General features: G+C 51.4%; 22 protein-coding genes. 7 read left to right on the top strand and 15 right to left on the bottom strand.

The window, feature by feature from the left end; all coding sequences use genetic code 11:
* Positions 1-105 precede the first annotated feature (105 nt).
* The 11 genes from C162_RS16480 to C162_RS16430 form a co-directional block, all read right to left on the bottom strand.
* Positions 106-828 carry an amino acid ABC transporter ATP-binding protein gene (locus C162_RS16480; RefSeq protein ID WP_036695638.1) on the bottom strand — a complete coding sequence of 241 codons (723 nt, stop codon included), beginning with the start codon at positions 826-828 and terminating at the stop codon, positions 106-108.
* Positions 829-842: 14 nt separating this feature from the next.
* Positions 843-1,490 (bottom strand): amino acid ABC transporter permease, encoded by a 648-nt coding sequence (locus C162_RS16475; RefSeq protein WP_036695596.1) that lies wholly within the window; start codon positions 1,488-1,490, stop codon positions 843-845.
* Between the two features lie 96 nt (positions 1,491-1,586).
* Complete coding sequence (locus C162_RS16470; RefSeq protein WP_036695595.1) at positions 1,587-2,402, bottom strand: transporter substrate-binding domain-containing protein; 816 nt, start codon at positions 2,400-2,402, stop codon at positions 1,587-1,589.
* A gap of 220 nt (positions 2,403-2,622) precedes the next feature.
* The gene (gene aguB, locus C162_RS16465) at positions 2,623-3,498 is read right to left on the bottom strand and encodes an N-carbamoylputrescine amidase (protein ID WP_036695594.1); all 876 of its coding nucleotides are present in this window, start codon (positions 3,496-3,498) and stop codon (positions 2,623-2,625) included.
* A gap of 28 nt (positions 3,499-3,526) precedes the next feature.
* A complete protein-coding gene (locus C162_RS16460; protein ID WP_036695637.1) occupies positions 3,527-4,555 on the bottom strand; it encodes an agmatine deiminase family protein in 1,029 nt (342 codons plus the stop codon).
* Positions 4,556-4,796: 241 nt separating this feature from the next.
* Entirely contained in the window at positions 4,797-5,348 is a 552-nt protein-coding gene (gene yfcE, locus C162_RS16455; protein WP_036695593.1) for a phosphodiesterase, read from the bottom strand.
* 506 nt (positions 5,349-5,854) lie between these two features.
* The gene (locus tag C162_RS16450; protein WP_036695592.1) at positions 5,855-7,339 is read right to left on the bottom strand and encodes a glutamate synthase subunit beta; all 1,485 of its coding nucleotides are present in this window, start codon (positions 7,337-7,339) and stop codon (positions 5,855-5,857) included.
* Between the two features lie 293 nt (positions 7,340-7,632).
* Complete coding sequence (locus C162_RS16445) at positions 7,633-8,613, bottom strand: permease prefix domain 1-containing protein (RefSeq protein ID WP_036695591.1); 981 nt, start codon at positions 8,611-8,613, stop codon at positions 7,633-7,635.
* Between the two features lie 5 nt (positions 8,614-8,618).
* Positions 8,619-8,945: a PadR family transcriptional regulator gene (locus C162_RS16440; protein ID WP_036695590.1), complete on the bottom strand. Its 327-nt coding sequence runs from the start codon at positions 8,943-8,945 to the stop codon at positions 8,619-8,621.
* 307 nt (positions 8,946-9,252) lie between these two features.
* The gene (locus tag C162_RS16435; RefSeq protein WP_036695589.1) at positions 9,253-9,432 is read right to left on the bottom strand and encodes an aspartyl-phosphate phosphatase Spo0E family protein; all 180 of its coding nucleotides are present in this window, start codon (positions 9,430-9,432) and stop codon (positions 9,253-9,255) included.
* Positions 9,433-9,693: 261 nt separating this feature from the next.
* Positions 9,694-11,085 (bottom strand): helix-turn-helix domain-containing protein, encoded by a 1,392-nt coding sequence (locus tag C162_RS16430; protein WP_051493580.1) that lies wholly within the window; start codon positions 11,083-11,085, stop codon positions 9,694-9,696.
* Between the two features lie 256 nt (positions 11,086-11,341).
* Here C162_RS16430 and C162_RS37620 point away from each other — a divergent pair, with 256 nt between their 5' ends.
* The 3 genes from C162_RS37620 (at position 11,342) to C162_RS16420 (ending at position 13,873) form a co-directional block, all read left to right on the top strand.
* Positions 11,342-11,773: a helix-turn-helix domain-containing protein gene (locus C162_RS37620; RefSeq protein WP_442792445.1), complete on the top strand. Its 432-nt coding sequence runs from the start codon at positions 11,342-11,344 to the stop codon at positions 11,771-11,773.
* Positions 11,774-12,343: 570 nt separating this feature from the next.
* Entirely contained in the window at positions 12,344-12,865 is a 522-nt protein-coding gene (locus C162_RS16425; RefSeq protein WP_036695588.1) for a TetR/AcrR family transcriptional regulator, read from the top strand.
* Positions 12,866-12,979: 114 nt separating this feature from the next.
* Positions 12,980-13,873: a hypothetical protein gene (locus C162_RS16420; protein WP_036695587.1), complete on the top strand. Its 894-nt coding sequence runs from the start codon at positions 12,980-12,982 to the stop codon at positions 13,871-13,873.
* A gap of 16 nt (positions 13,874-13,889) precedes the next feature.
* On the opposite strand, the gene pulA is transcribed toward C162_RS16420, so the two are convergent.
* The 3 genes from pulA to C162_RS16405 all read right to left on the bottom strand — a co-directional run bounded on the left by pulA (position 13,890) and on the right by C162_RS16405 (position 20,512).
* Complete coding sequence (gene pulA / locus C162_RS16415) at positions 13,890-15,842, bottom strand: type I pullulanase (RefSeq protein ID WP_036695586.1); 1,953 nt, start codon at positions 15,840-15,842, stop codon at positions 13,890-13,892.
* A gap of 573 nt (positions 15,843-16,415) precedes the next feature.
* Positions 16,416-17,042 (bottom strand): C39 family peptidase, encoded by a 627-nt coding sequence (locus tag C162_RS16410; RefSeq protein ID WP_051493578.1) that lies wholly within the window; start codon positions 17,040-17,042, stop codon positions 16,416-16,418.
* A complete protein-coding gene (locus C162_RS16405; RefSeq protein WP_063829031.1) occupies positions 17,039-20,512 on the bottom strand; it encodes a PAS domain S-box protein in 3,474 nt (1,157 codons plus the stop codon). The genes C162_RS16410 and C162_RS16405 overlap by 4 nt, the downstream gene beginning before the upstream one ends.
* Before the next feature lie 305 nt (positions 20,513-20,817).
* Between C162_RS16405 and C162_RS16400 the strand changes: the two genes are divergently transcribed.
* The 3 genes from C162_RS16400 to C162_RS16390 all read left to right on the top strand — a co-directional run bounded on the left by C162_RS16400 (position 20,818) and on the right by C162_RS16390 (position 23,464).
* A complete protein-coding gene (locus tag C162_RS16400; RefSeq protein WP_156949643.1) occupies positions 20,818-21,642 on the top strand; it encodes a hypothetical protein in 825 nt (274 codons plus the stop codon).
* A 104-nt stretch (positions 21,643-21,746) separates the two neighbouring features.
* Complete coding sequence (locus C162_RS16395) at positions 21,747-22,853, top strand: glycosyltransferase family 4 protein (RefSeq protein ID WP_036695585.1); 1,107 nt, start codon at positions 21,747-21,749, stop codon at positions 22,851-22,853.
* 284 nt (positions 22,854-23,137) lie between these two features.
* Positions 23,138-23,464 (top strand): P-II family nitrogen regulator, encoded by a 327-nt coding sequence (locus C162_RS16390; protein ID WP_036695584.1) that lies wholly within the window; start codon positions 23,138-23,140, stop codon positions 23,462-23,464.
* Positions 23,465-23,684: 220 nt separating this feature from the next.
* Here C162_RS16390 and C162_RS16385 read toward each other — a convergent pair whose 3' ends face one another.
* A complete protein-coding gene (locus C162_RS16385; RefSeq protein WP_036695583.1) occupies positions 23,685-24,926 on the bottom strand; it encodes a DUF445 domain-containing protein in 1,242 nt (413 codons plus the stop codon).
* A gap of 395 nt (positions 24,927-25,321) precedes the next feature.
* Between C162_RS16385 and C162_RS16380 the strand changes: the two genes are divergently transcribed.
* Entirely contained in the window at positions 25,322-26,197 is an 876-nt protein-coding gene (locus tag C162_RS16380; protein ID WP_036695582.1) for a Cof-type HAD-IIB family hydrolase, read from the top strand.
* Positions 26,198-26,209: the final 12 nt, after the last annotated feature.

The raw sequence follows: 26,209 nt of genomic DNA, 5'->3' as shown, positions 1-26,209 counted from the left end.
CTCCTCCCCGCCACCCTGGGCAGCTATTCACGCTTGGACTTATTGCCTATTTCTTACTCTTCTAATATAACCGATTAAATAACAATATTCTACTTTGGGCGATTCTTACAGCACCTTGGACAGAAACTCCCGTGTACGCTCATGCGACGGGCTGCCGAACAACTGCTCCGGCGCACCCTGCTCGACTATGGCCCCTTGCTCCATAAAAAGCACCCGGTCCCCCACTTCACGGGCGAAGCCCATCTCATGGGTCACCACAACCATGGTCATCCCCTCGCGGGCCAGCTCCTTCATAACCGCCAGGACCTCGCCCACCATCTCGGGGTCCAGGGCCGAGGTCGGCTCGTCGAACAGCATGATCTTCGGCTCCATCGCCAGCGCCCGGGCAATCGCCACCCGTTGGGCCTGACCGCCGGAGAGCGAGGAAGGGTACATCTCCGCCTTCTCGCTAAGACCCACCTTCTGCAGCAGCTCTAATGCCTTCTGCCTCGCTTGATCCGCCGTCCATTTCCGCACCTTCATCGGGGCCAGCATGATGTTCTCGATCACTTTCCGGTGCGGAAACAGATTGAACTGCTGAAAGACCATCCCCAGCTCGGTACGGATATCGTTAATCCTTGTGCTCTTGGCGATCAAGGAAGTGCCTCCAATGATAATATCGCCCGCTTGCGGCTGCTCCAGCAGATTAAGGCAGCGCAGAAAGGTCGATTTGCCCGAGCCCGAAGGCCCGATGATGACCACAACCTCCCGGCTGTGAATGTCGACGCTGATATCCGTCAGTACCTGATGGGCACCGAATGATTTGTACAGATGCTTGACTGAAATAATCGGTTCCATAGGGGTTACACCTTCCGTTCAATATAATTAAGCAGCTTGCTGAGCGAATAAGTAAGAATGAAATAGATCAGTGCAGCGGTCAGATACGGCTCCCAGATCCGCAGGTATTGGCCTTTCATGGTATTGCTCCAGTACATAATCTCAGGGGCGGCAATCAGCGCCAGCAGCGAGGAATCCTTAACCAGCACAATGAATTCATTCCCGAACGCGGGAACCATCCGTTTGATCGCCTGGGGCAAAATAATGAAGCGCATCGCCTGCTGCCGGGTCATTCCGAGGGACAGGGCCGCTTCCCGCTGTCCGGGGTCGATGGACTGGATACCGGCGCGGAAGATCTCCGCAGAATAGGCGGCGGAATTGAGCGACAACGCCACGAATGCGCTCATCAGTACGTAGGTTTTGCCGTAGAACAACGGGATCAGGCCGAAATGGACGATCAGAATCTGCACATAGAGCGGCGTACCGCGGAAGATGTTGATATAGGCATGGAAGGGCCAGCGGAAATACCATTTGGGCGCCATTTTACCGAAACCGATAATCAGCCCCAGCAAGGAGCCGCACAGAATGGAGACCAGCGATACGCCGATGGTGAACAAGGTCCCTTTTAGCAAAACCGGTAAATAATGAACGATGATGTCGAATCTGAAATCCATAGAATTCTTCCCTTCTCTTCTGCTTCTGACTTACTCAAAAAAAGAAGCACGCGCAATAGCAATCATTACGCATGCTTAGTTGTTGCGGTTCTTAGGCTACTTCGCGTTCATAAGCGCCGCCGTGTCCGGCTCTTCGCCGAACCATTCCTTGTAGATCTCCGCATATTTGCCGTTCTCGATGACCTTTTTGATCGCCGGGTCCAGCTTCTCCTTCCATTCGCTGCCCTTCGGATACAGGATACCGTAGTACTCGGAGCCGAAATTCTCCTTGTCGATAATGCCTGTCAGCTTCTCCTTCGGGTTGTTCTTGATGTATTCGTTCACGATGGCGATATCCGCGACCACCGCATCCGCCCCGCCGCCGTTCAGCTCCATCAGCGCTACCGCATTGCTGTCGAACCGCTTCAGGTTGCCGTTGTCGACGCCCATAATGCCGCTCATCAGCTCATCTGCTGTCGTAGCCGCCTGAACCGCAACCTTCTTCCCCTTCAGGTCCAGGGCGGATTTGATGTCGCTGCCTTCCTTCACCATGATCATGTTCGTAGATTCGAAATAAGGGATAGAGTAGTCATAGGTTTCCTTGCGCTCATCTGTAATCGATACCGAGGATACGCCCGCCTGATATTCAGTGCCCTGCTTCACACTGGTCAGCATGGTATCCCAGCCTGTGTTGGTGAGCGTGTAATCGATGCCGGCCTCCGCCATTACCGCCTTGATGAAATCAATGTCAAAGCCCTTGATCGTATCGGTATCCATATACTCCATTGGTGCATAGCTGGCATCAGTAGCGATTTTGAGGCTTTTCCCGTCCGCACTGCCGCCTTTTGCATCATTATCAGAGCCACAACCCGCTATTGCCAAGACCAGGAGTGCCACCATACCTGACATCGCCCACTTTTTTCGGATTCCCATTCTCCAATCCCCCTACTTATTTGTAAAATAACTTAAGGAGATTTTATCAGATTAAAGTAATGATGACAATTAACTTTATCCATTCATGTAATATAATATGACACTATTATCGATATATTGTAACATATCATGCAAAAAAGCAGCCAAAACGTCCCGGAGAGAGCTCCCCGGTAGCATTTTGGCTGCTTACTGAATTGGTCAATACATATTAGCGCATAAGTTAGAAGGTCAGATCACCGTCATACGAAGCAATCATCCGGTACAGCTCCGGACGGCGGTCACGGAAGATCCCCCATTCAATCCGTCCTACCTCAAGAGCATCCAGATCGAATTCGCTGACCAGCACGGTCTGCTCATCCCGTCCGGCTTCGACAATCTTGTTGCCCTGCGGACCAGCAATGAATGACGAGCCGTAGAAATCAATGCTGGAATCCTCGTCAGTCTCCTTGCCGATCCGGTTGGAGGCCACGACAGGAATCAGGTTAGCGGCAGCATGACCGAGCATGCAGGTCTGCCAGTGATCCTTGGAATCAATCGACCCGTCCTGCGGCTCCGAGCCGATGGCTGTAGGATAGAACAGAATCTCCGCCCCCATCAGGCTCATCACCCGGGCAGCTTCCGGGTACCATTGGTCCCAGCATACACCGACTCCGATTTTGGCATAACGGGTATTCCACACCTTGAAGCCGGTATCGCCCGGGTTGAAGTAGAATTTCTCTTCATAGCCTGGACCGTCAGGAATATGGCTCTTGCGGTATTTGCCCATCACGGTTCCGTCCGCATCAATTACCGCCAGCGAGTTGTACCGCGCATAATTCTTCTTCTCATAAAAGCTGATCGGCAGCACCACCTCAAGCTCCTTGGCGATAGCCTTGAAGTGGTTCACCGCCTTGTTCTGCTCAAGCTCCGTAGCATAGGCATAGTAATCCGACTTCTCCTTCTGACAGAAATACGGCGTCTCGAACAGCTCCTGCAGCAGAATAATCTGCGCGCCTTGGGCAGCCGCCTCTCTAACCAGTGTCTCCGCTTTGCGGATATTCTCATCAATGTCGCCGGAACAGCTCATTTGCGTCGCGGCTACTTTTACTTGTCTCATGGTTGTTCCTCCTTGGTTGGATCTCAGTCTAATCCACCGCAGGCATCTGCTGGGTGGTGCAATGCACGTTCCCGCCTTCGCCGATCACGGCCATTCCGTTCACGGTACGGATGCGACGGTCCGGGAACAGCCCGGCCAGCGTCTCTTCAGCCAGCTTGTCCGTTTCAGCCGCTGTACCGCCGAAGACTGGCAGGATAATTCCGCCGTTCACGAAATAGAAATTCAGATAGCTCAGCGTCAGGCGGCTGCCCTCGAAGTCCACGCGGGGCGGCTGCTGGATGCGGATAATCTCCAGCTTCCGGCCTTTGGTATCAACCGTCTGCTCCAGAATACGCAGATTCTCCTGCGTAATCGCATAGTTCTCATCCTGCGGGTCCTCGCAGACCTGGATAATCACCTTACCCGGTGCCGCGAAGCAGGCGATATTATCGACATGCCCGTCCGTCTCATCCCCGCTGAGGCCGCGCTTCAGCCAGATGATGGACTCGGTCCCGGTATATTGCTTGACATAATCAGCAATCTCTTCGCGGCTAAGCTCAGGATTACGGTTCGTATTCAGCAGGCATTCCTCTGTGGTCAGCAGGGTGCCCTCGCCATCTGTATGAATGGAGCCGCCCTCCATCACCAGCGGAGCATCGAACGCATTGACCTCCAGGTGCTTCAGAATCTGCGGAGCCACCTCATCATCGAGATCCCAAGGCGAATATTTGCCGCCCCAGGCATTGAACTTCCAGTTGACCCCGGCCAGCTTGCCGTCAGGACCCGAGAGGAAGGTCGGCCCATTGTCCCGCAGCCAGGCATCATTGTGCCGGATCGGGAGCAGCGTCACGTTAGCGCCAAGTGCTAATTCCTCAACAGCTTCCAGCTCATCCGGATTGACGATAACCGTCACCGGCTCGAATTCGGCAATCGCGCGGATAATCTCGGCATAGCCCCCGCTAACCGCTTCATGATTATCAGGGTGTACCATCGAGTCCTTCACCGGCCAGGAAATGAAGGTCCGTTCATGCTTGGCCCATTCGGCAGGCATTGTATAGTGTAAATCACGTGGATGCATCATTTAGTTACCTCTGCTGTTTAGTTTTTGAAGCCCGGGATCTCCCCCGCAAGCTCCTCACCCATCATACATGAATATGCTGCTGGGCTCAATTGCTGCGCAGCAATAATCCCTCTGGAAATATCCAGAGGGACTGCCATAGAAGCATAATAATCTGCGGTACTGTAATCAGAAAAACTGTGAGACTCTAATCAGAGAGATTGCGAGACTACAATCAGAGAACCTCAGGGATGAATCGATTTTACAGAGTGATACGCTTGATTATATTCCCCTCAAAATCCTTAATGCTGAACTCCCCGTTCTCCAGAATGCCATAGGAATTCGGATTGTTCTCCTTGGGCAGCGCGATCGATCCGGGGTTGAGCAGGGTAATGCCGTCCTTCACCTCTGCCACAGGCAGATGCGTATGCCCCTGAATGAACACATCCTGCGGGGTGAGCGCCGGTAAATTGTCGATGCTGAAGCCATGCCCGTGGGTGGCGAAGATTTTGCGGCCTTCATGTAGAATCAGCACATAGTCGCCCATCATCGGGAAGTGCAGCAGCATCTGATCCACCTCGGCATCACAGTTACCTCTTACCGCCGCCAGTGATTTGCCCGATTCGCTGTAAGCATTCAGCCTGTCGGCGACCCCCTGCGGATTATACCCCTCCGGCAGCGGATTCCTCGGTCCGTGATACAGGAAATCCCCCAGAATAACCAGCGTGTGCGGCTGCTCCTCGTCCGCCTTCGCCAGCGCCTGTTCCAGCCAGTACAGTGATCCGTGAATATCGGAAATGAACATCAGCTTCATTCTTACGCTTCCTCTCTATCCATATAGGTTGAACAACTGCTGTGACTCTCTATAAAATCCTGCCCTAAATGCAACATTCCGCGCACCATTCCGGCACAAATCAGCTATTGTTGCATAAAAGGCAGGATTCCTTCTCCTCGCAGCGAAAATACATTATAAATCCTGCAGTTTGTACAACAATCCACCTATATGCCGCATATCGTTAAACCAAAATTGTACTATATACAAAAATCGGATGCATCACAGCGCACGTAAGATAAGACTAGAATATCCGGGTAAAAGCCTGCCTCCATTGTAAACGCCTCAGCCGGATGAACGCAAAGCAAGACGCCCTGACGGGCGTCTTTTAGCAGGCCTTCTCGTAACAGGGCGTTCCGTAACAGAGCCTCTCGTAACAGGACGTTTCTTGCCAGGGCGCCCCGTAACAGGGCCTCTCTAGAAGAGACATTCCTTGAAGGGTAACGCTTGCCTTAGCGTCTACTTGCAACTTACTTAATCAGCAAGCCTCAAGGCAGATTGGACGAGCCCATCAGGAAGCGGTCTACCTCGCGGGCAGCCTGGCGGCCCTCGTTAATCGCCCAGACCACAAGGCTCTGGCCGCGCCGCATGTCGCCGGCTGTGAAGACGCCCTCCACATTCGTTGCCTGCGCGCCGAACTCTGCCTTCACGTTGGAGCGCTCATCGCGCTCCACGCCAAGCTGTTCCAGCACCGTCTCTTCCGGTCCGGTGAAGCCCAGCGCCAGCAGCACGAGCTGCGCCTGAACAACCTCTTCGCTGCCCGGCACTTCTACCGGGGCCATCCGCCCGTCTTCCGTACGCTTCCATTCAATACGCACTGTATGCAGCTCCTGCACATGTCCGCCTGCATCGCCCACGAAGCGCTTGGTATTGACCAAATAGCGGCGCGGATCTTCTTCATATAACGAAGCCGCCTCCTGCTGTCCGTAGTCCACCTTCAGCACCTTCGGCCATTCCGGCCACGGGTTCCCCGGCTGGCGGGTCAACGGTGACTGCGGCATAATCTCCAGTTGGATCACACTGCGGCAGCCGTGGCGGATCGAAGTGGCTACACAGTCCGTCCCCGTATCTCCGCCGCCGATAACGACAACATCCTTGCCTGCCGCGGACAGATACTCTCCGTCAGCCAGTTCGGAATCCAGCAGGCTCTTCGTGTTCAGCGTCAGGAACTCCATCGCCTGATGAATGCCGCGCAGCCCGCGGCCTTCGAGCGGCAGATCACGCGCTTTGGTCGATCCGCCGCAGAGAACCACTGCATCATGTTCCTCCTGTAACTGAGCCGCTGTAATATCTCTGCCGATCTCGGTCCGGGTGACGAAGGTCACGCCTTCCGCAGCCAGCAGATCTACCCGGCGCTGCACCTTCTTCTTATCCAGCTTCATGTTCGGAATACCGTAGGTCAGCAGTCCGCCGATCCGGTCAGCCCGCTCATAGACCGTTACACTGTGTCCCGCCTTGTTCAGTTGGGCAGCGCAGGCAAGCCCGGCAGGGCCGGAGCCTACGACGGCAACCTTCTTGCCTGTCCGGGTAAGCGGCGGCTCAGGAACGATCCAGCCTTCCGCGAACCCTCTATCTACAATCGCTTTCTCGATCGATTTAATCGTTACCGAATCACCGTTCTTCCCTACTGTGCAAGAGCCTTCACAAGGCGCAGGGCAGACGCGTCCCGTAAATTCCGGGAAGTTATTCGTCTTGTGCAGGCGCTTCAGCGCAACCTGCCAGTTGCCGCGGTAGACCATGTCATTCCACTCTGGAATCAGATTATGCAGCGGACAGCCGCTGGCCATCCCTGACAACATACGCCCGACATGGCAGAACGGTGTTCCGCAATCCATACAGCGGGCACCCTGCTCACGCAGCTGTTCTTCCTCCATCGGAACCGAGAATTCATTCCAGTTCTTAATCCGCTCCAGCGGCTCGCATTCAGCAGGCGTGCGCCGCTGATATTCTATAAATCCGGTTGTTTTACCCATCCCTGTCATCCTCCGAGTCTCTCTGATTGGCCGCCGAAAGGTAATAGACGGCATTCATGCCCACACCCGGCTCCAAAAAGAAACACACTCTTCTGTCACCGTCCGTTATTCTGTCACTGTAAAGCAGCGAAGCAAGAGGCTATAACGGGGCTTCATATCACCCCGGTACAGGCTCTTGCACGGTTATAATAAGGGGAATAAATGCCTTCATATTACCACCTACCCGCAGGGAGGGAACATGAGCAATATCACCTTTTGTGTTAACGTTATGTGGCAAATCGTGCACAGCAGACTCAGGCAGCATCCTTTTTCTTGAACATATTGTAGACCGAGCTGAACACCCCGAACAGAATGCCAGTTAACGGGAAGACGATCCAGTTGATCTCCCACTGGTCGAACACAAAACCGCTCACCAGAAAAACACAAGTAACCAGCGGCCAGATCACAGCGGCAACCGCACCGACAAACCGGTCCTCCTCCTTCTTCGCTTCACTAAAATCCCCGGTCTTCAGCAGTCTCTGATAAGCCCCCCGGATATTCCCGTAATACACAAAGAGGAACACGGCAACAGCCACCATAATCAATAGAACGGCTACCCCGTAGGAGCTGTATTCATCTCCGAACGCAGCAGATACAAAGATGGCAATCGGCGATACTACGCATAAACAGACCCCCATGATAAGCGACAGCGTATAGGTGGCGGCAAAAGCCGACTGTCTCTGCTCAATATATGCCTCCAGCGGATACGGCAGACTGAACCCGGACTCCAAATATTTGTATTTCTCCATTTTCGTGCCACTGTAGATGAATAACGCGATAGCAGGAACGAGGAGCAGTAACAGGGAGACCAGCCCGATCATGCTCATCGCATCCTCAGAGAATACAGAGTCCATGAACCCGTTCTCCCCCAGACCTGAGATCAGGATAAGCAGAGCAGCGCCTAGCATAATCAGCCCTACACCCCAGCCTACGAGCAGGCCGGATCTTTTTTTGGCAGCGATAAATCCCTCTACAGCAAGCTCATCCAACATGGGCAGCCCTAGTCCTTCCTCCTTACGAACCTCTCCAAGCCCCAGCTCGCTTACCAGCTCATCAATGTTTCCGAATTCGGAAATGACGATGCCGACCGCCTCATTCTCCGACTTCCCTTCACTCTTCTGTTCATGGTATTTCTCCTCCATGTTGCCAAGCAGCTCCTGCTTCAGCATAAACATCTGTTCTGTTCTGGGCAAAGATGCGAACATATTGTTCAAGTATCCAATGATGGTATCCAAGTTCCTCACAGCTCCTTTATGAATTTGTTGATAACTTCCTGCGTTACCTGCCATTCTTCGCATTTTGCCCGGTAGTAGGCCAGGCCCAGGGGAGTGATGCGGTAGTAGGTGCGTCTTTTGCCAAATGTCTCATCCAGATAGAAGGAATCGATATAACCGTTCTTCTCCAGCCGGGTGAATGCCGAATAGAGTGTGGTCTCCTTCATAATGTATTTCTCATCCGATAGCTTCCGTATATTCTTGGAAATCTCATAGCCGTAAGACTCCCCGCCCAGAAGCATGTAGAGGATCATCGTGTCGTTGTATCCCCTAATCACATCACTGCTGATCAATTGCCTGCCTCCTATTACTTCATCTGTCGTAGTAATTAAGTTCAGTTTAGCACAATTACTACGACAGATGAAGTAGTTTTTTTACGTGGGAATACTATTTATATTAAAAGCGGGCTTATGGGCGGTTTCCGTGCTAAAGCAGGCTCGGATAAACCCTTGACATAAAAGCGCCCCTTGGAGAGTTTCCTCCAAAGGACGCTTAAAATGAATCTTATTCCTGGACTTTGATGTCCCGTTTTTCGGAATCATCTGATACACTAAAGGGGCGAGCGAACCCGACAAAGTTTCTCGCCCAAAAGTCGATTGTTCACCCAATCGGCTTTTTCATTTGCTCACCTATCGAATTGTACTGATTAATCAATTCATCCAATACCATTGATTGCTTGATTACAGCCGGATGCTGAAAATTCTCGTGCTTTGTTGTAAGAGCATGAAGGCGATTCCTGGCACGTTCAATACGTAACTGTATGAGCATGCTTTTTTTCATCGTAAAGCAACATCTCCTTTCTGTGATATTTTAGGTTTTTATGTCAAATAATTGCACAACACTCAGATGACAACTCTCCATTTATTGTTAATAATGGTTGAAACAAATTTAAATTGCCTCCTTAATATACAAAAAGCTTTCTCTCAGGAGAAAGCTTTTTTTGTGCAAACCGATGAAGTTGTAATATCTTAGCCCCAGCCAACGCCATGCCCCATTGTGGTTAATGTAGTCATAACAGGAGCCACAGTAGCAACAAGACAACTAAACGAAACTAAGAGGAACCATGTTTTTTTCCGCATTGATTCGATGCACCTCACTCACAAGTTTTTTAAATATCCTTTTCGCTTCTTGATCCGCATGATCACGATATTGTTCAAAAAGAGTCATACAGGTGATCATATTCCGTACACTTTTTATATTAACAGAAAAATCCAATCCTTCTAATATAAGATTAATTGCATTGTCCGGATTTTCCGGGCTTTTATTGAATTTATAAACACCCAAGTCACTTAAAAACTGAGCATACTTTTCTCCTAAAATTGATTTGTTATATTGGCCGTATTGACCCTCGATAGCTTGAAATGGAATAAATGCCTTAAACCGCTCCAATATGTCATCAATGTCGAAACCAAATTGATTCGCCGCTTGAACAATGTTACCCAAAGCAACAAAGATTTCTTCCGGATGATCGGCCACAAAATTAGCATAATCATATACTGCCTCAGCTTCACCAGACCATATTCGATACAGATATGTATTGGCTTTACCCCACTCAACGAATTGATTCATAAGGAATATAGCTTCCTCGTCATCTTCACGTATCCAAGACCTCCCTTCTGAATATAAAGCGACATATTGCAATGCTCCAGTGTAATCCTTATATTCTTCGCATACAGCGGAACGAACCAGCCAAGCATAAAAGATGTAGAAGTAGACTGGTCGTTCAGACTTCTTTTCACTTTCTCTAACGTTGTGTAAGTCATACTGGATTTGAGAAATCCGAAGCATTTCTTCAGCTAATTCATCTACCCTTTTCCACTTATGTACAGTAACCAGCACATCAATAAGGCACTTTAGTGCTTCCAACTGATCGGCTTCATGCAACCGATTCACGTAATCTTCAAATACCATCGCTGCTCTATAGTTTTTTTCCAAATCATTACCTAGCTCAACTAAAAATAAGCGATAACGGCAAAACGCCAACCGCTCGGAATGCTGAAATTTTTCAGCTTTACTCACATTATCATAGAGCAATGCTGCAGCTTGATGATACTTACTAGCAAACAGTTCTTCAGCAACATCAAACAGCGCTGGAACATAAGACAAATTATCAAGTAACCGCGTGACTATCCGCTCAATACAATCCAGACGCCCTAGAACCGCACACTTGATAATAAACGGACGTATTCTACGCATCGATGCGAAAAAAGCAAAACACTCTTCTACATATAAATCAAACAGAGCGTCCTCCTCTAATCCCAGCGCACCTGTAATTAATTCTAACTGCCTAACAGAGATTGGCCTGCTCCCCTGGAGTATCCGGCTAAGTGATCCAGAATTAATTCCAGAGAATGCAGAAAATTGAGCGTAGTTCATCTTCTTGCTCCGCATGTAGTTCAACAAAATCTGACGTATTGATTGTTCTACATCCAAATAGACACAATCCCCTTTCATGAAATACCCATATTTTAGGATGTTCATATTAATTATAGTAGTTCTTAATCGAACGGTGGTCAACAATGCAATTTGGTGACTATTTAAATGATTAAAACTACCAGAAACCAGGGTGATTTGTTAAAGAAAAACTCAATCATCAGAAGAAACATAGGGTTCGCCTCTCGCTGTTACATGTTATATGAATGATAACTATTAATATATACATCTTATAAAATAAATTCAATCATATAAAGTGTATTTCATTCCTGATTTCAATCATATATCCATCTGCCTATTTATCCCTTTCTTACCTACACTTTTAGTCAAGCAGTCTTCTGAAAGGAATGAATACATAGTGGATTACTCCCTCACATTAGTACGCATCGGACAACTGGTACGCCAATGCAGACTCAGTCAAAACTTGACTCAAGAACAATTAGCTGAGTTGGTCGGGACCAGCCACACGACCATCGGAGCCATCGAGCGAGGGGAACGTAATGTCACCGTCCGCTCGCTGCATCGAATAGCGGATGCATGCCAAACAGATCTGTTCTCCATGCTCTTGGTAGACCAACCTAATAACGAGCAGTTGTCTTCCATCATTGCGCTACTGATTGATCGAAGCCCCAGCGAGTTGCGCACAGCCTTGAACGTGCTTCAAAGTATCTTTCAACCACCTTCCTAGTAGCCCATCAGATTTCAACTTGTGAAAATCACTTTAACTAATGGCTTGCTGAGGGTTTATCGCGCCCCGTTTAGTGTGCAAGTGTGAGGCTTAATTGTAATTTGTACAACTAAATCGCCCTATGTGCCGCCGAATCTCTGTTTAGCTGTATTTCGTGCAATTAAAATGCCTCTATATCTGGATTTCCGTCCATCGTGGCAGATTTAGTTGTACAGAATACAGTTAGAAGAGGAAAGCCTCTCGTTTCACTGTTTTTAGTTGCACAGAATACATTTAACTCTCGTTGTTTGCTGCGAACTGAATGCATTATTTACACCTTCCAGAATATGAGCTCATCCGTCAAGTCCATAACACCGAGTCCTCCAGTAGAAGGGAGCCCTGACTCTACCATTTTAAATTTGTTGCTCAGATATGGCCTAATAATCAAGAAAAAGAGCAGGTTATCGAAGAGATAGTCCGCTCTTTTTGCACCAATAATAAGATTAGACCATCAGTTGGGATTGACAGAAAAATCATACTTTTATATGATTTATTTATCGCACGATAAATAAATGATTGGAACTGATCACAATGGCAGCAAAGGAAGATAAGAAGCAAAAAATTATGGAAAGTGCCTTGACCTTATTTGCAGAAAATGACTACTACAGGACAACAACCGCCATGGTAGCTAAATCAGCGGGAGTTACACAGCCCTACATCTTTCATTTTTTTGACAACAAAGAAGACTTATATGTAGCAGTGTTAAAACATGCCTACGATCGGATTCATGACACTTTTATGGAAGTCGAGGCACCTGCTGATCAGTTGGTTGGCGCGATGGGCAGCAGTTTTTTCAACTTAATGGAGACACACCGTTCCGAAGTATTAATGGTTATGCAGGCTTATACCATCTCGGAAGCGGGGATCAAACAACATTCTGCTAAGCTCTATAAGACTATTTTTGATGAAGTGACTGCCAAATTTCAGAAAGCAGGGTTACCCAATGCGGAAGAAAATACGATCCGTTTTATGAGTATGGGGCTGCTGGTCACGTTATCCGAGGTGCTTGATTTATCAGAAATAAAACAATCCATACTAATGACTAAGAATTGAATCAGGGGCAAGCAGCAAACGGATAAATCTTATCTGTTACTGCTTGCAATTATTTTTGATAATTATTTATTGATTGATAAATAAATTTGAGAGTGTGATCGAACCGTGCCTACTATGTTCAACGAATTGATGACATCTGCCGTATCTATTTTCAAGCGTGAACAAGCGCTCGTTATGCTTGGACTGCTTGGGTTTGTTATTGCGGGATGTGCTGCTGTCTATATGTTCTTTCAAGGAGCAGTTGTTCTGCCGGAGGGTAATATTAAAAATGTATTCTCGTTTGCAGCAGCACTAGGAATTTTTCTGTTATCCATTGCTGCGATCTTACCCTTTGCAGGCTTTACCGTTCGCATGAGAAAAGTGGTTCGCCGGCTTCTTATCGCTGCTGCTTCATACAGCTATGTAATTGAAACCCTGCAGAATTTCCGGGGCTTCAATCCCCGTTTCTCTAAAGCCGGCGGACCGGTGGATATCCTTGCGGGAGCTTTATTTGGCGTCGTATCTCTTTCTTTTGTCATCTCGGGCATCCTGCTTACTGTCCAATTTCTGAAAATGAAGGCTCCATTATCGCGCCCTGTAATTATCATCGGTATCCGTTATGCCTTGCTGTCGGTATTCATAGCTAATCTCGCAGGACTGATCATGATGAGTTTACAAGGCCGTTTTTTCGGAGCTGGAGGCAATTATATTGTACTACATGGAATTGGCCTCCATTCGCTCCAAACCCTACTGTTACCCGCCTGGCTGCTGGAACATTCGAATCTACTGCCCGGCAAACAGCGTCAGCTCCTGCATACAGGCTGCATAGCTTGGTTGATTGGCATAATGTTTATAGCCGTTCAGAACAGTCTTGGCTGTTCTATGTTTGAGATCAGCTTGTTCCCGATACTTACCGTCCTCTGTTTACTGGTTTGGCTGCTTACTGTCATTTCAGCATACATTAAGCATATTTCCGCCACAGCAAAAAGCAGACTGCCCCGGCAGCCTGCTTCGACGCGTTATCTATAATCGCGATACCTATCAGTTAGTTTACAGCAAGTACAATCATTCCTATTCCAGCAGCAGTTAAAATGCCGCCCTCCAGCCCGCTGATCTGCTCGCCGAATACAATGCCCCATGCTCCCAGTTCGGGCAGCTTCAGGGCTGCACCGTCCGGGTTGGCATTGTACAGAACGTACAGATGCTCCGCAGAATCTCCTCCGGCATGATCGCGGAGTGTGAAGGCCACCGCCTGCATCGGTGCGTCCTCGAACACCAGATGGTCACGGATCTCCTCTGCGGTACGCAGCCGGAAGGCGGGGTGAGCCGCGCGCAGCGCGATCAGCTGCTTCATGTACGCTACGGATTCAGCATGCTCCGCGCAGCGTTCCCAGTCCAGCCAATTCACTTCCACTGGCGATTTATAGCTGTTCTCCACACCATCCTTGGTCCGCAGGAACTCCTGCCCGGCATGAATGAACGGTATCCCTTGACTCGTCAGCACCATAGCCGAGGCCAGATGGTGCATAGCACGGCGCTGCCCGTCTTCTGCTCCAGCCGTAGACAAGACCAGCTTATCCCACAATGTATGATTGTCATGGCACTCCACGAAGTTCACACTCTGCTGCGGCTCCTGGGCGTATTGTCCAAGGCCGGGCCCATAATAGATTGCTCCGGCAATGCCTGTCTTCACATTGCGCTCGAAGCCGATCCCCCCGCCGATGAAGCCCTTTTGGTCATGCAGAAATATGTTTCCCTTCACCGCATCGCGGAAGCCGTCATTAAAATGCCCGATGCCCGGCATCTCATTGGCCTGACGCTGGTTGGCCCGCAGCTCTTCTGCCAGTTCCGTATCCATCACCCAGCCCTCGCCAATGGTCATAATCGAGGGGTCCAGCTCATCCAGACGGCAGCGGATCTCATTCATGGTTCCTACATCATGAAGTCCCATCAGATCGAAACGGAAGCCGTCAATATGGTACTCCTTAGCCCAGTACAACACGGACTCCACGATGAAACGGGACATCATCTTCCGCTCAGAGGCAGTGTCATTCCCGCAGCCTGAGCCGTTCGACAACCGCCCGTCCTGCTTGTACCGCAAATAATAGCCGGGGACCAGCTTGGTGAAATTGACGCGGAAGCCGTCATACACATGATTGTAGACCACATCCATGATCACACGCAGGCCGCGGTCATGAAGTGCCTGAATCATCGTCTTCAGCTCCCGGATGCGCAGGCCCGGAACATACGGATCTGACGCATAAGAGCCTTCAGGAGCATTGTAGTTCTTGGGATCATATCCCCAATTATAATGAGGCTCCATAAGAAGGGTCTCATCTACGCTCTCTGTTGCATAATCATAGATAGGCAGCAGCTGCACATGGGTAACACCGAGACTGCCAATATGATCAAGACCGGTGGCAATGCCCTCAGGACCCCGGGTGCCGGCTTCTGCAAGACCCAGGTATTGCCCTGTATGCGTAATCCCGCTGGCAGGATGAACCGATAAGTCACGCAGGTGAAGCTCATAGATCACCGCATCCACCGGGTCCGCAAGCGGCGGCTTATCCTGCGTCCAGCGCGCGGGATCGGTCTTGCGCAGATCCAGTATAGCCCCTCTGTCCCCGTTCACGCCGACCGCGCGGGCGTACGGGTCCACTGCTTCATTCCATAGATCACCGATGCGCACCTTATAGGTGTAGAACATTCCGTCCAGATCGCCCGGAACGCTGAGTCTCCAGGTTCCCCGGACGTCACGCACCATGGGAATCTGCCGCTGCGCAGCATCCTTCCAGGATGGATAGAGCACCAGCTCCGCTTCCTGGGCCGTCGGGGCCCACAGACAGAACGCTGAGCCGGACGCCGAATAGGTTAGGCCAAGATCCTCACCGTCATAGCTGAACAGCTCATCGAAACTCCGGTCGAAGACGGAGATTCCGCTGGTAGCCGCCGGGTCCCCGTAATCAATCGGTTCCTTCATTTCCTTCTGTACTGACAAGGCATACCGCCTCCTTTACCCTTAACTAAATATACGGCACAATTTCAAGTATTTATTCAACTCTGTTTTTCTCTATATGAAATTTTATCCTAACCGCCATGTTTGTGCAAACGTTTGAATCACACGCTGCAAGTGGAAACTGCATTGCCGTCCTTTGTAAGGACGGTACCGTTTCAGCGAGAAAGATAAAGATAGGGCGAAGCATATACATTCTTATCTTTCAAAAAAGCCGGGGCACAGCAGATATCCTTCCCCAGCCCGGCCACTATCTTGAAGCAGACTAGTAGCTCATGAGATTTAAAAGGATGGATAAGGTTGTTAAACCGTATCTCAATTAGAAGAGGGAGTCCACCCGTCTCACTGTTTTTAGTTGCATAGAATACATTTATCTCTGATATGGTTCGCTACGAACTGAATACCTGTCTCTTTACTCCAAGGAGTTCTTTACTTGCTAAAGGTGGCTTCCTTCCAGAATAGGAGTTTCTCTCCGTTCGTTGCACCGATTCCTCCAGCAAAGGGGAGCCCTGACTCCAGCATTTTAAATCTGATGCACTACTATCTCCTGCTTGTCTGTTACTGCACATCTGGAGATTCCGGCAGGTTGAGCGATACCATCGTAAGTATTCTTTTATTCGCTGAATAAGAGATCTGCCGTTCTCTGCCCGGAGTATAACCGCCGCCCGGATGCCGCACCCCGTTGTCATGGACAACCAGCTTGCAGGAGCCGTCCTCTTCATCCTCATAGCCGATTCCCAGCACCCAATGATAATCATACGCATATCTTCCGCGCCAGCGGAGGCTGAACCACTTGTCGAATTTGAGCGCGACCGGACGCCCGGCATCAATCTCGGCCCGGTAGCGCCCGATATCATTGAACACGGATACCTTAATCAGGCCGGAGCGGTTACTTAAAGGCGGCAGGGCTGCGCCGATGTAAGCCCGGAGGCCTCTGACAAAGCTGCGTGTGCTCATGCCCCAGGGCGTCCCGCCATGATGGGCGTAGATGTAGTTAATATGCGCGGCCATGGAATCAAAATGACGGGTACCCGGAATAAACGTCCGGCCCCTATGCGAATGCCAATATTCCACGAGGGCGGCCATGGTCGCCGGCCCGCAGGCTGAGGAAGGCGAGGCTACGCCTGTCTCCCACTGTGTATACGCCTTCGCCTTCAGGCGCTCCCCGGAAGGCTTCCGGCTCATAGAGATACCCTATGGCTGCAATGCTCCAGCACCCGGTCAATATCGGCAGCCAGGAACGGCTTGCTGACAAAGTCATCCATGCCCGCCGCATAGCAGCGCTCCCGGTCCTCTTTTCTGGCATACGCTGTCACGGCTGCAATATACGGCTGGTGCGGAGCAGGGGCCTGTTCGCGGATTCTGGCCGTTGCCGTAAGCCCGCTCATCCCCGGCATCTGAACATCCATGAATACCAGATCATACCGCTCACGGAGCACTGCCTGCACCGCCGCTTCGCCATGATCGACCAGATCGGCGGCATAGCCTCTTTTGTCCAGCATAGTCACCAGCAGCTTCTGATTCACCGGATGATCCTCCGCCACCAATATACGCAGAGTCCCAAATTCAGAGGCGGGTTCGCCTTCTTCCGGACTGCTAATCCGTTCAGAGGCCGACGCTGGTTCAGAGACGATCACCGTATCCTCCCAGACGCCTTCCGGTTCCAGCTCTATATCTACAGGCAGGATGAAATAGAAATTAGATCCTTCCCCGACTACGCTCTCCACAGTGATGGCACCGCCCATCAGCTCCACCAGCTTTTTGCAGATCGCCAGACCCAGTCCGGTTCCCCCATACTTGCGGTTAATAGACGGGTGCAGCTGCGAAAAGGACTGGAACAGCAGCGGCTGCTTCTCAGGAGGGATGCCAATGCCTGTATCGGCCACGCTGAATTTGAGCGTCAGCTTCCTGCGGCCCCTGCTATATTCTCTGCTCAGCAGAATGGAGACCTGTCCCGTCTCGGTGAATTTCACGGCATTGCTGACGAGATTCACCAGCACCTGGCGCAGCCGGGCCGCATCTCCCATAATCAGCTCCGGCACATCCGCAGCCATGCGGCAGGACAACTCTATATTCTTTTCACGGGCCTTCGGCATGAACAGCTCCGTAATATTGTCGAGCAATTCCGCCAGACTTACCGGTTCGTGGGTAAGCGTCATTTTACCGGCCTCGATTTTGCTGAAATCCAGAATTTCATTAAGAATATATAACAGGGATGCACTGCTATCGCTGATAATCTGCGCATATCCCCGCTGTTCTTCCGTCAATTCCGTCTCAGCCAGCAGATCGGTCATACCCATAATTCCGTTCATCGGTGTACGCAGCTCATGGCTCATGATGGCAAGGAACTCCGATTTGGCCTGGTCGGCTTTCTCCGCCAGCTCCTTGGCTCTGATAATCTCCTTCTCCCCTGTAGTATCACGGAAGACAACGACCGCACCCTTGCGCTCACCCTTGTCGAACAGAGGGGTAACCTGGTACTCTGCCAGGAAGCTGGAGCCGTCCTTGCGCCACAGCACCGCATCCAGACTCTGATGGGCTTCTCCTGCCCGGACTGCCCGCATCAGCGGAGACTCATCCGGCCGGTAATGGTTGCCGTCGAGCGCGGTCTGCTGGATAGGGTACAGGTAAGGTTGCCCGGTAATCTCATCACATTCGAAGCCCAGCATATGCGCCCCCGCAGGATTAATAAAGGTGACCTTCCCCTCGTTGTCCAGACCGAATATCCCTTCGGACACGGCATTGAGGATCAGAGTGTAATCATTGCTCAGCTTCTCGATCTGCTCCGTGTACCTGATATGATCTGTGATATCGCGGGAAATTCCATACACCCCTACCACCTGATGATCTACAACAATTGGAATATTAATCGTATTGATCTCCACCGGGTGCCCGTCTTTGTGAATCAGCGTCAGATCATAGCTCTGCGGCTCCCCCTGGCTGGCAAGGGTGAAATGATGCAGCGTCTTCTGAATATCTTTGCCAGCGACCAGCGGTCCAAAATAATTCCCCAGCAGCTCCTCCAGCGAGTAGCCGCTCAGCTTCTCCAGATTGGCATTCGCCGTCAGATAATCCCCCTGCAGATTCATGGAATACACCGCCGCCGGATTATACTCGAACAGGGATTTGTATCGTTGCTCATTCTCCTGCAGCTTCGATTCGAATTGCTTGCGTTCAGTAATGTCACGTCCTACCGCAATAATCTCTGTCTTCCGGCCCTGCGCATCAAAAATATAACGGCTGTTCGTCTCAAACCAGACATAGGTACCGTTCTTGTGGCGATAGCGGTAGGACGCCGGGGGAATCAATCCAGAATCTTCGCTCTCCGCCATCTGATTCAGAATCATTTCCAGATCATCGGGATGCAAATAATCGTAGGCACTGGTGCCGATCATCTCTTCAGGCTCATAGCCGAGCAGCGACCGGCTGGCCGGCGAGCAGTACAGGAAGATGCTATCCTCTATCCCATGGCGTGAGATCAGGTCAAGGGAATTCTCTGACATCAGCCGGAAGTTCCGTTCACTCTCCCGCAGCTGCTCCTCCATATGCATACGCTCGGTAATATCCTGCATCATGCCGAACAGCTGGGCTGGCCTGCCTTCCGGTCCCGGGATAACGTCCCACTGGACATGCACCATCAGGACCTCCCCATCCGGCAGAATCATCCGGAAAGCCGTATTCCCCGGCTCCCCCAGTCCCCTAGCCCGTTCGACGGCCTCCCTCAGAATCGGAACATCTTCCGAATGGACCAGTGCCAGAAAGGCATTCTGATTCACATGGCCTGTCTCCACACTGTATTGCAGAATACGCCGCAGCTCATCGGAGAACGTGACTCTACCCTTTAGCAGATCCCAGCCCCATGAGCCTATTCTGGCTACCCGCTGAGCGGACGCAAGGGCCTCCTCGCTGTGCTTGCGCCGGGTGACGTTACGGCCAATTCCCATAATCCGTGTGATTTCATCCTTCTCATTGCGAATCACATGGAAGGAGGTCTCGAACCACAGATAGTGACCCTCCTTATGGCGCAGGCGGCGGCTGGAGATATTGTTCTTCAGCAGACCGCCGGAGCTGTTGATAGCCTCAACATCGTCCAGGTGATAGAATTCTGCGCGGTTCCTGCCGATAATCTCCTCCGGATGATACCCGATCAGGGAGTAGGAGGACGGTGATATGAACGTTATCGTCCCGTCCGGCAGGGAGAAGGAGATCATGCTCTGATCGTCTTTTATGAATAAATTGTACAGATCACGGCTGTCTACGGTTAGCTGATCTGCAATTTTGCGGTCTGTTATATCCTGTGCATATACAATAACAGTCTGGCCGGACAGCTCCTCTTGCGCCGGAATGAAGGTCAGGGAGAGCCAGAACGGATACCCGTCACGGCCGGAGAACCGCTGATCTATCTGGAGATGCTGTCCTTGCTGTTGTGCAAGCTCTATCCCGATTCGCTGAATAGAGAATTGCTCGTGCAATTCCCGGCCCGCCCCCGATAGAGTCCCTGAGAGAAACTCAGCTTCAGTGCAGCCCAGCATATTGCAAAAAGAAGGGTTAATCTTCATCCATCTGCCTCCTTCCGGAGACAATACCGCCATCCCCACCGGAGATAATTCGAAGGCTTGATCGAGAATGCTGTTATTACTAGCCAAGTTATCCATTACATAGGACCTCCTTCATCCCGGGCTGGCGTTCGCTTCCGCAGACCCTCTGCTGTTCTTCATCTGCCATTTCTACCTTCACAGTATACGCTATGACTGTCACAGAATGAAATGGAAGCCCAGCCCTTGATTTCTAAAAGTTAAAATTGAAATTATTGACAAAATATACGGTTATCCCTATATTTAAAAGCAAAACTATCTTCGTGACTCATTACGCCGGAAGCACCCGTAATAGAGGCCTGTTGGCCTTTACTGCGGGTGCTTTCTTTGTGTTCCGGGACATGAAGACAAGCGGAGGAATGTTAATGAACAATCTGTATAAGCCAAGTTGTCTGCTGCTGTCCGTCTTGATTGCCCTTGCCCTAAGCTTCCCGGCCGGTCCGGCTTCGGCAGCGGCGGCGGTGATTACCTCATCGGTTCAGGCTTCCTTTGACCTGACTGCTGCTAAGGCGGACAGCACAGCCCGCGCCCGGATGAAGAGCCAGTTCACAGAGTTAACCGTCCTGTCTGCCGGGTATGACAGCCGGGAGGTGCAGATCAGGACTCTTCATGATCAGAATACTGAGGCGCTGAATGCAGTCCGGGAGTCCATCAAGAATATGGACCAGGCTTCCATCACCAAGCTGAGCGCCGCGCTCAGCAGTGCCAAGCAGCGTTATCAGCCGCTGTTCGATCAATACAGCGCGCTGAACAAGCGGATCTCCCTGCTCAAGAGACTGAAGGACAAGACGCTGAATTCCGTCCTGAAGGCCCAGTCGGAAGCCATGAAGCTGCTGGTCCAGATAGCCCGCCAGGAGATTCGCGATAAGGAAGCGCTGCTCAAGGCCGCCAAGGATACCCGTACGCGCCGGATGGCCGCTGCCCGCAAGACCCTGTCCGGCATTGACAGGCCACAAGGCCTAATCAAATCGCAGAAAAGCGCAGTCTCTGCCCTGAACAAGCGGCTAACAGCAGACTGGAGCGACTTCAAAGCGGCTATCCGCAAGCAGAATCCGGCTCTGGCCGGACAATCCTTATCTTCTATGGTCTCCGGGTACAAGCAGATCGCGGCGGGAAAGCTGAAGATCCTGGAGTATGAGCAAACGATTGCCGGAGTCATTGCCGTTACTCTTAAACAGACGGGCAGCTAGGCCGCAGACGGCCGTTCCCTGCTTGCTCCTGTGTCTTCTGCACGCCTGAACGCATATGTTAGGTTAAGAACCCTATCTACTATGCAGCGGGAGGAGCAGCTACAATGCACATCTGCATGATTGCACCGGAGCAGTTCACGGTTCCCGGGGACGGCTCTGTAGAGATTTGCATCTGGAATATCGCGCGCAGGCTGGCCAAGAGACATAAGGTAACCGTCCTAAGCCGCAGAGCTGCCGGTCTTCCTGACACGGATGAGCTCGAGCAGGTCAGGTTCATCCGGCTGCCCTCAGGCACCCCTTCCAGGTACCGCAGCTCCGTTCTTACATTCCTGGAAGCCGCCGAGGCGTTCGATCTTATTCAGATCGATAACCGGCCACGGCTGGCGGCGGCTGTGAAGCGGCAGTCACCCGGCACTCCGGTGATGATATTCCTTCACTCTCTCACATTCGTGCCCCAGGAGCCCGCCATTGCCCGCAGCCTCGCCCTGGCCGATGCCGTCACGGCCAACAGCAGCTCCCTGGAACAGCGGCTTACCCGGAGATTCCCCGGCATCCGCAGCAAGCTTCACGTGGTTCCTCTGGGGGCAGACCTGTCGCGCTTCACCCCTGTGTCTGTGCAGGAGAAGGCGCGTCTGCGCACGCTGCATGGTCTTGGCCCCGGCTTCACGGTCCTGTTCGTAGGCCGGGTCATTCCGCGCAAGGGAGTGCCTGTGCTGCTCCGGGCCATGCACCGCTTGAACCGGCATATGCCCGCCCGGCTGCTGATCGCGGGCAAGGGGAAGCCGCCGTACCTCAGGCAGCTGAGAGCCCTTGCCCGGCGGCTGGGCGTACAGGTGTCTTTTCTCGGCAATATTCCCCATGAGGATATCCACAGTATGTATCAGGCTGCCGACTGCTTCATCTGCCCCTCCCAGCAGCATGAAGCCTTCGGGCTGGTGAATGTGGAGGCGATGGCCTCGGGGCTGCCGGTGATTGCCTCCAGCAACGGCGGAATTCGGGAGATTATCGATTCGGGCCGTAACGGCTTTCTGGTGAAGCAGTACAGGAACCCTGCTGCTTTTGCCAGCCGTATGCTGCAGATCGGCCGCAATCCCGACCTTGCCGCCAGGATCGGACTACAAGGCAGAAGTGATGCGCTGCTGATGTATGAGTGGCAGCATACCACAGAGCTGCTTGAGAATATTTATTTGAAGCTGACGGGATCACGTTAACCAGAGGAGGCTTTCTTATTCAGGGTTCCACTGGTTAACGAAGGGGCATAACACTTTACCTTGCGATATTTTTCTGGATGGCGGACAGCCTCTAACTGTAACCCAGTCAGGATGCGACAATGTGTCATATGGATTTTGTGATCCTTCTCGCAGGATGCAGCCGAGAGTTAATAATATACTACACATGTAAGCGTTGCCATTAAACAAATGCACTGCACAGTAATCCACCGAGATATTGGCAACCCCCTACAACCTATTATTCGCTGTAGAAAGGGTGCATCGTTATGTTAATGATCAAAGCTATAGTAAGACCTGAGAAGGCGGATGACGTGATGGCCGAATTGCTGCTGGCCGGCTTCCCCTCCATCAGCAAAATGGATCTGCTCGGGCGCGGCAAGCAAAAGGGTATTCAGGTTGGAACCAACCATTACAATCAAATCTCCAAGAAGCTGCTGATGATCGTCATTCAGGATGAAGACAAGGATGACGTGATCAGCATTATTATGCGTACAGCTAGATCTGGTGAGCATGGCTCCTTCGGCGACGGCAAAATCTTTGTCCTGCCGGTACAGGAGGTCTTCACCATCAGCAACGGCAAGAACCAGCTATAGAGTGTCTTCGCTCTGCTATATTCGCGCCTACAAGTGGAAACAGCTTCGCCGTCCTTTTAAAGGAAGGTACCGTTTCAGCGAGAAATAGAAGGATAAGTTATCGTGTGAAACATATAACTCCTTATATTTTGAAAGAGGCAGCAAAGCATCCCCCGCTCTCCGTCATCACGGACGACCGGGGACTGCCTTGCTGCCTTTATGAATTGCTGATATATCAATCTCAGATCAGCTGGATGACAGTAAGCACCAGCCCGACCACAAAGCCGCAAACGGCCCCGTTGACACGAATCCACTGCAGATCCTTGCCAACCTTCTCCTCCAGCATATTCACCAGAGCGGCATCATCCATCTGATCGAGGTTCTCCTTAACCAGCTGCCCGATCCGGTAATGATTAGCTTCCACGAAGGAGATTAGTGTACCGCGAATCCGGTCCTCCGATGTCTGAATCCATTCCTTCTCCTGGCTAACCCGCCGGACCAGCGCGGCATACAGCGAGAACAGCCTGCGTCCGCCACGGCCCCGGTCCTCTTCCAGCAGCGTAACCGCCTTGCCGCGCAGCCCTTGCAGCTGCTGCAGTACAAATGCGGCGGCCGCTTCCCCTTGAAGCTCATTCAGCGCCCAATTCTTCAGCGAGGCAATCCGCTCTTCATCGCTCAGCAGCTGGAACAGAGCCACCCGGATCTCCCGGATGACCTCCTCCCGGTAGGGGCTATCCTCTTCCTTAAAGTCACGAATCGTAGACTGCACCATACCCTGGAGCATTTCCCCCAGCATATCGGCATCCACGAACCCGACGAAGGCCTGAAAGGCCATTCCTTTCAGTCCGCCCAGCTTAACCTCGGCCAGCTTCTCACTGGCAATCTTACCCAGCATGGCCCGCGTCTCCGGGCGTCCGCTCCAGGCGGAGATCCCTTCCAGCGCAAAATCAAGGGCTGCAATGTCCTTGCCCTCATTCATCAGGCTGGTGGCGATGGTATCTGCTGCGACTCCAAGCTTAGCTTCACGCAGATAGCTTGCCGCTGCCGATTGAATATACGGAACGGCCTGCTCTACCGGAAGCCGCAGTACGAAGCCCTGTAGCTGCTCCAGCACTTCCTGCCGCGCTTTCTTTCTGGAGAAGAACCGGGTCAGCACGGTAGCTCCGAGCGAGACTATATTGAATGTGCGCAGCTTATTCTCAATGCTCTCCTTGTTCAGCAGCTCATTCTCCATCGCAGAGATCAGGGACTGGATCAGCTTATCCCGGTTCTTCAATAGCAGCGAGGTATGCGGAATTCTAAGGCCCAGAGGATGGCGGAACAGCGCCGTCACGGCAAACCAGTCGGCGATGCCTCCGACCAGACCTGCCTCGAATCCCCCTCTTAGCAGAATAACTGCAAGATTCTCCGGCAGAAATAAGGTGAACAGAAAGCCGCAGGCCATAATAGCCAGAGAGATCGTAGCTAAATTTCTGGATTTCATCAGTATCTTTTCCCCCTTACATAGCGACCCCATGCCGCTTGCATCCCGGTCATCATCTCTTGCACATGCAGAAGACGAACCAGGCTGTCAGGTTACAGGTCTGCCTTACATTGTACCACGTGAGCACTCTTTTCTGAAAATCCATCAAGCTGCATGCAGCAGGGAACTGTTCTGTAAATACTATAGATGAACACTTTAATTTTAAGTTTCTGAGTAAATAATGATAAAATACAAGTGGAAACGGCTTTGCCGTCCTTTTAAGGGACGGTACCGTTTCAGCGAGAAATAGAAGGATAAGTTATCGTGTGAAACATATAAATTCTTATTTTCAGGCAAAGCCTACGCGCCCTTGAAGGGGAAATTACAATAAACAGATAGAACAGGAGAACAATCACATGCTTATTGCACTGGATATGGACGGAACACTGCTCAATGCGGAGGGTGAAATCAGCAACGAGAACAAAGAGGCTATTCTTCAAGCACAGCGCCTGGGGCATATCGTGATTATCGCTACGGGCCGTTCCTACATGGACGCTGAGCGGCAGCTGCGGCTGGCTGATCTGGAATGCCCTGTGGTGAGTCTTAACGGTGCTGTAATCACGCTGGCTGACCGGAGCGTGGCGGCAAGCACTCCGCTGAATAAAGAGAATATTATTCCCGCGCTGCGCTGGCTGAATGAAATTCCTGAATTGTATTACGAGGTATACACTGAGGATAACGTATATGTTGAGCTCGACAAGCGGGTACAACTGGAAAAGCTGGCTACTCATAAGGATACTGAGGTTCCCGAGGAACTGGCCTGGCTGCTCCAGGCGATGGTCGATCAGCAGTTCCAGCAGGCAGCTGTAACCTACGTGGAGAAGATGGAGGACGTCTGGAGCAAGGAAGAGAATCTGATCTATAAGACTCTGGTCTTCTCGCTGAACCGTGAGCTGCTGAAGGAAGCCTCTGTGCGGTTCGCCGCCATCCCCGGACTGATTATTACCGCATCGCATGTCAACAATATCGAGATCAACCATGAGGAAGCGAATAAGGGTGCCGGTGTAAGCATGCTCGCTGCCCATTACGGGATTCCTGCGGAGCAAGTGGCGGTGATGGGCGACAGCTACAATGATCTGCCTATGTTCGAGATGGCGGGGTACAAGATTGCCATGGGGAATGCCGCCCCCGTGCTGAAGCAGACCGCCGACTTCATTACGTTAAGCCATACGGAGAATGGTGTAGCGGCAGGGCTGCAGCATCTTCTGGACAGAAGAACAGCCTTCAAATGAAGGCTGTTGTTT

Source organism: Paenibacillus sp. FSL R7-269 (genome assembly GCF_000517865.1).
Taxonomy (GTDB): Bacteria; Bacillota; Bacilli; order Paenibacillales; family Paenibacillaceae; genus Paenibacillus_AQ.
Note: the sequence above shows the minus strand (reverse complement) of the source record. Positions and strands in the feature narration are given on the sequence as shown.

Coding starts and splice junctions, on each gene's coding strand:
- C162_RS16475 (WP_036695596.1), bottom strand. CDS start 1,490: ATGGATTTCAGATTCGACATCATCGTTCATTATTTACCGGTTTTGCTA.
- C162_RS16470 (WP_036695595.1), bottom strand. CDS start 2,402: ATGGGAATCCGAAAAAAGTGGGCGATGTCAGGTATGGTGGCACTCCTG.
- aguB (WP_036695594.1), bottom strand. CDS start 3,498: ATGAGACAAGTAAAAGTAGCCGCGACGCAAATGAGCTGTTCCGGCGAC.
- C162_RS16460 (WP_036695637.1), bottom strand. CDS start 4,555: ATGCATCCACGTGATTTACACTATACAATGCCTGCCGAATGGGCCAAG.
- yfcE (WP_036695593.1), bottom strand. CDS start 5,348: ATGAAGCTGATGTTCATTTCCGATATTCACGGATCACTGTACTGGCTG.
- C162_RS16450 (WP_036695592.1), bottom strand. CDS start 7,339: ATGGGTAAAACAACCGGATTTATAGAATATCAGCGGCGCACGCCTGCT.
- C162_RS16435 (WP_036695589.1), bottom strand. CDS start 9,432: ATGAAAAAAAGCATGCTCATACAGTTACGTATTGAACGTGCCAGGAAT.
- C162_RS16425 (WP_036695588.1), top strand. CDS start 12,344: ATGGCAGCAAAGGAAGATAAGAAGCAAAAAATTATGGAAAGTGCCTTG.
- C162_RS16420 (WP_036695587.1), top strand. CDS start 12,980: ATGTTCAACGAATTGATGACATCTGCCGTATCTATTTTCAAGCGTGAA.
- C162_RS16410 (WP_051493578.1), bottom strand. CDS start 17,042: ATGAGCCGGAAGCCTTCCGGGGAGCGCCTGAAGGCGAAGGCGTATACA.
- C162_RS16405 (WP_063829031.1), bottom strand. CDS start 20,512: ATGGATAACTTGGCTAGTAATAACAGCATTCTCGATCAAGCCTTCGAA.
- C162_RS16400 (WP_156949643.1), top strand. CDS start 20,818: ATGAACAATCTGTATAAGCCAAGTTGTCTGCTGCTGTCCGTCTTGATT.
- C162_RS16395 (WP_036695585.1), top strand. CDS start 21,747: ATGCACATCTGCATGATTGCACCGGAGCAGTTCACGGTTCCCGGGGAC.
- C162_RS16390 (WP_036695584.1), top strand. CDS start 23,138: ATGTTAATGATCAAAGCTATAGTAAGACCTGAGAAGGCGGATGACGTG.
- C162_RS16385 (WP_036695583.1), bottom strand. CDS start 24,926: ATGAAATCCAGAAATTTAGCTACGATCTCTCTGGCTATTATGGCCTGC.
- C162_RS16380 (WP_036695582.1), top strand. CDS start 25,322: ATGCTTATTGCACTGGATATGGACGGAACACTGCTCAATGCGGAGGGT.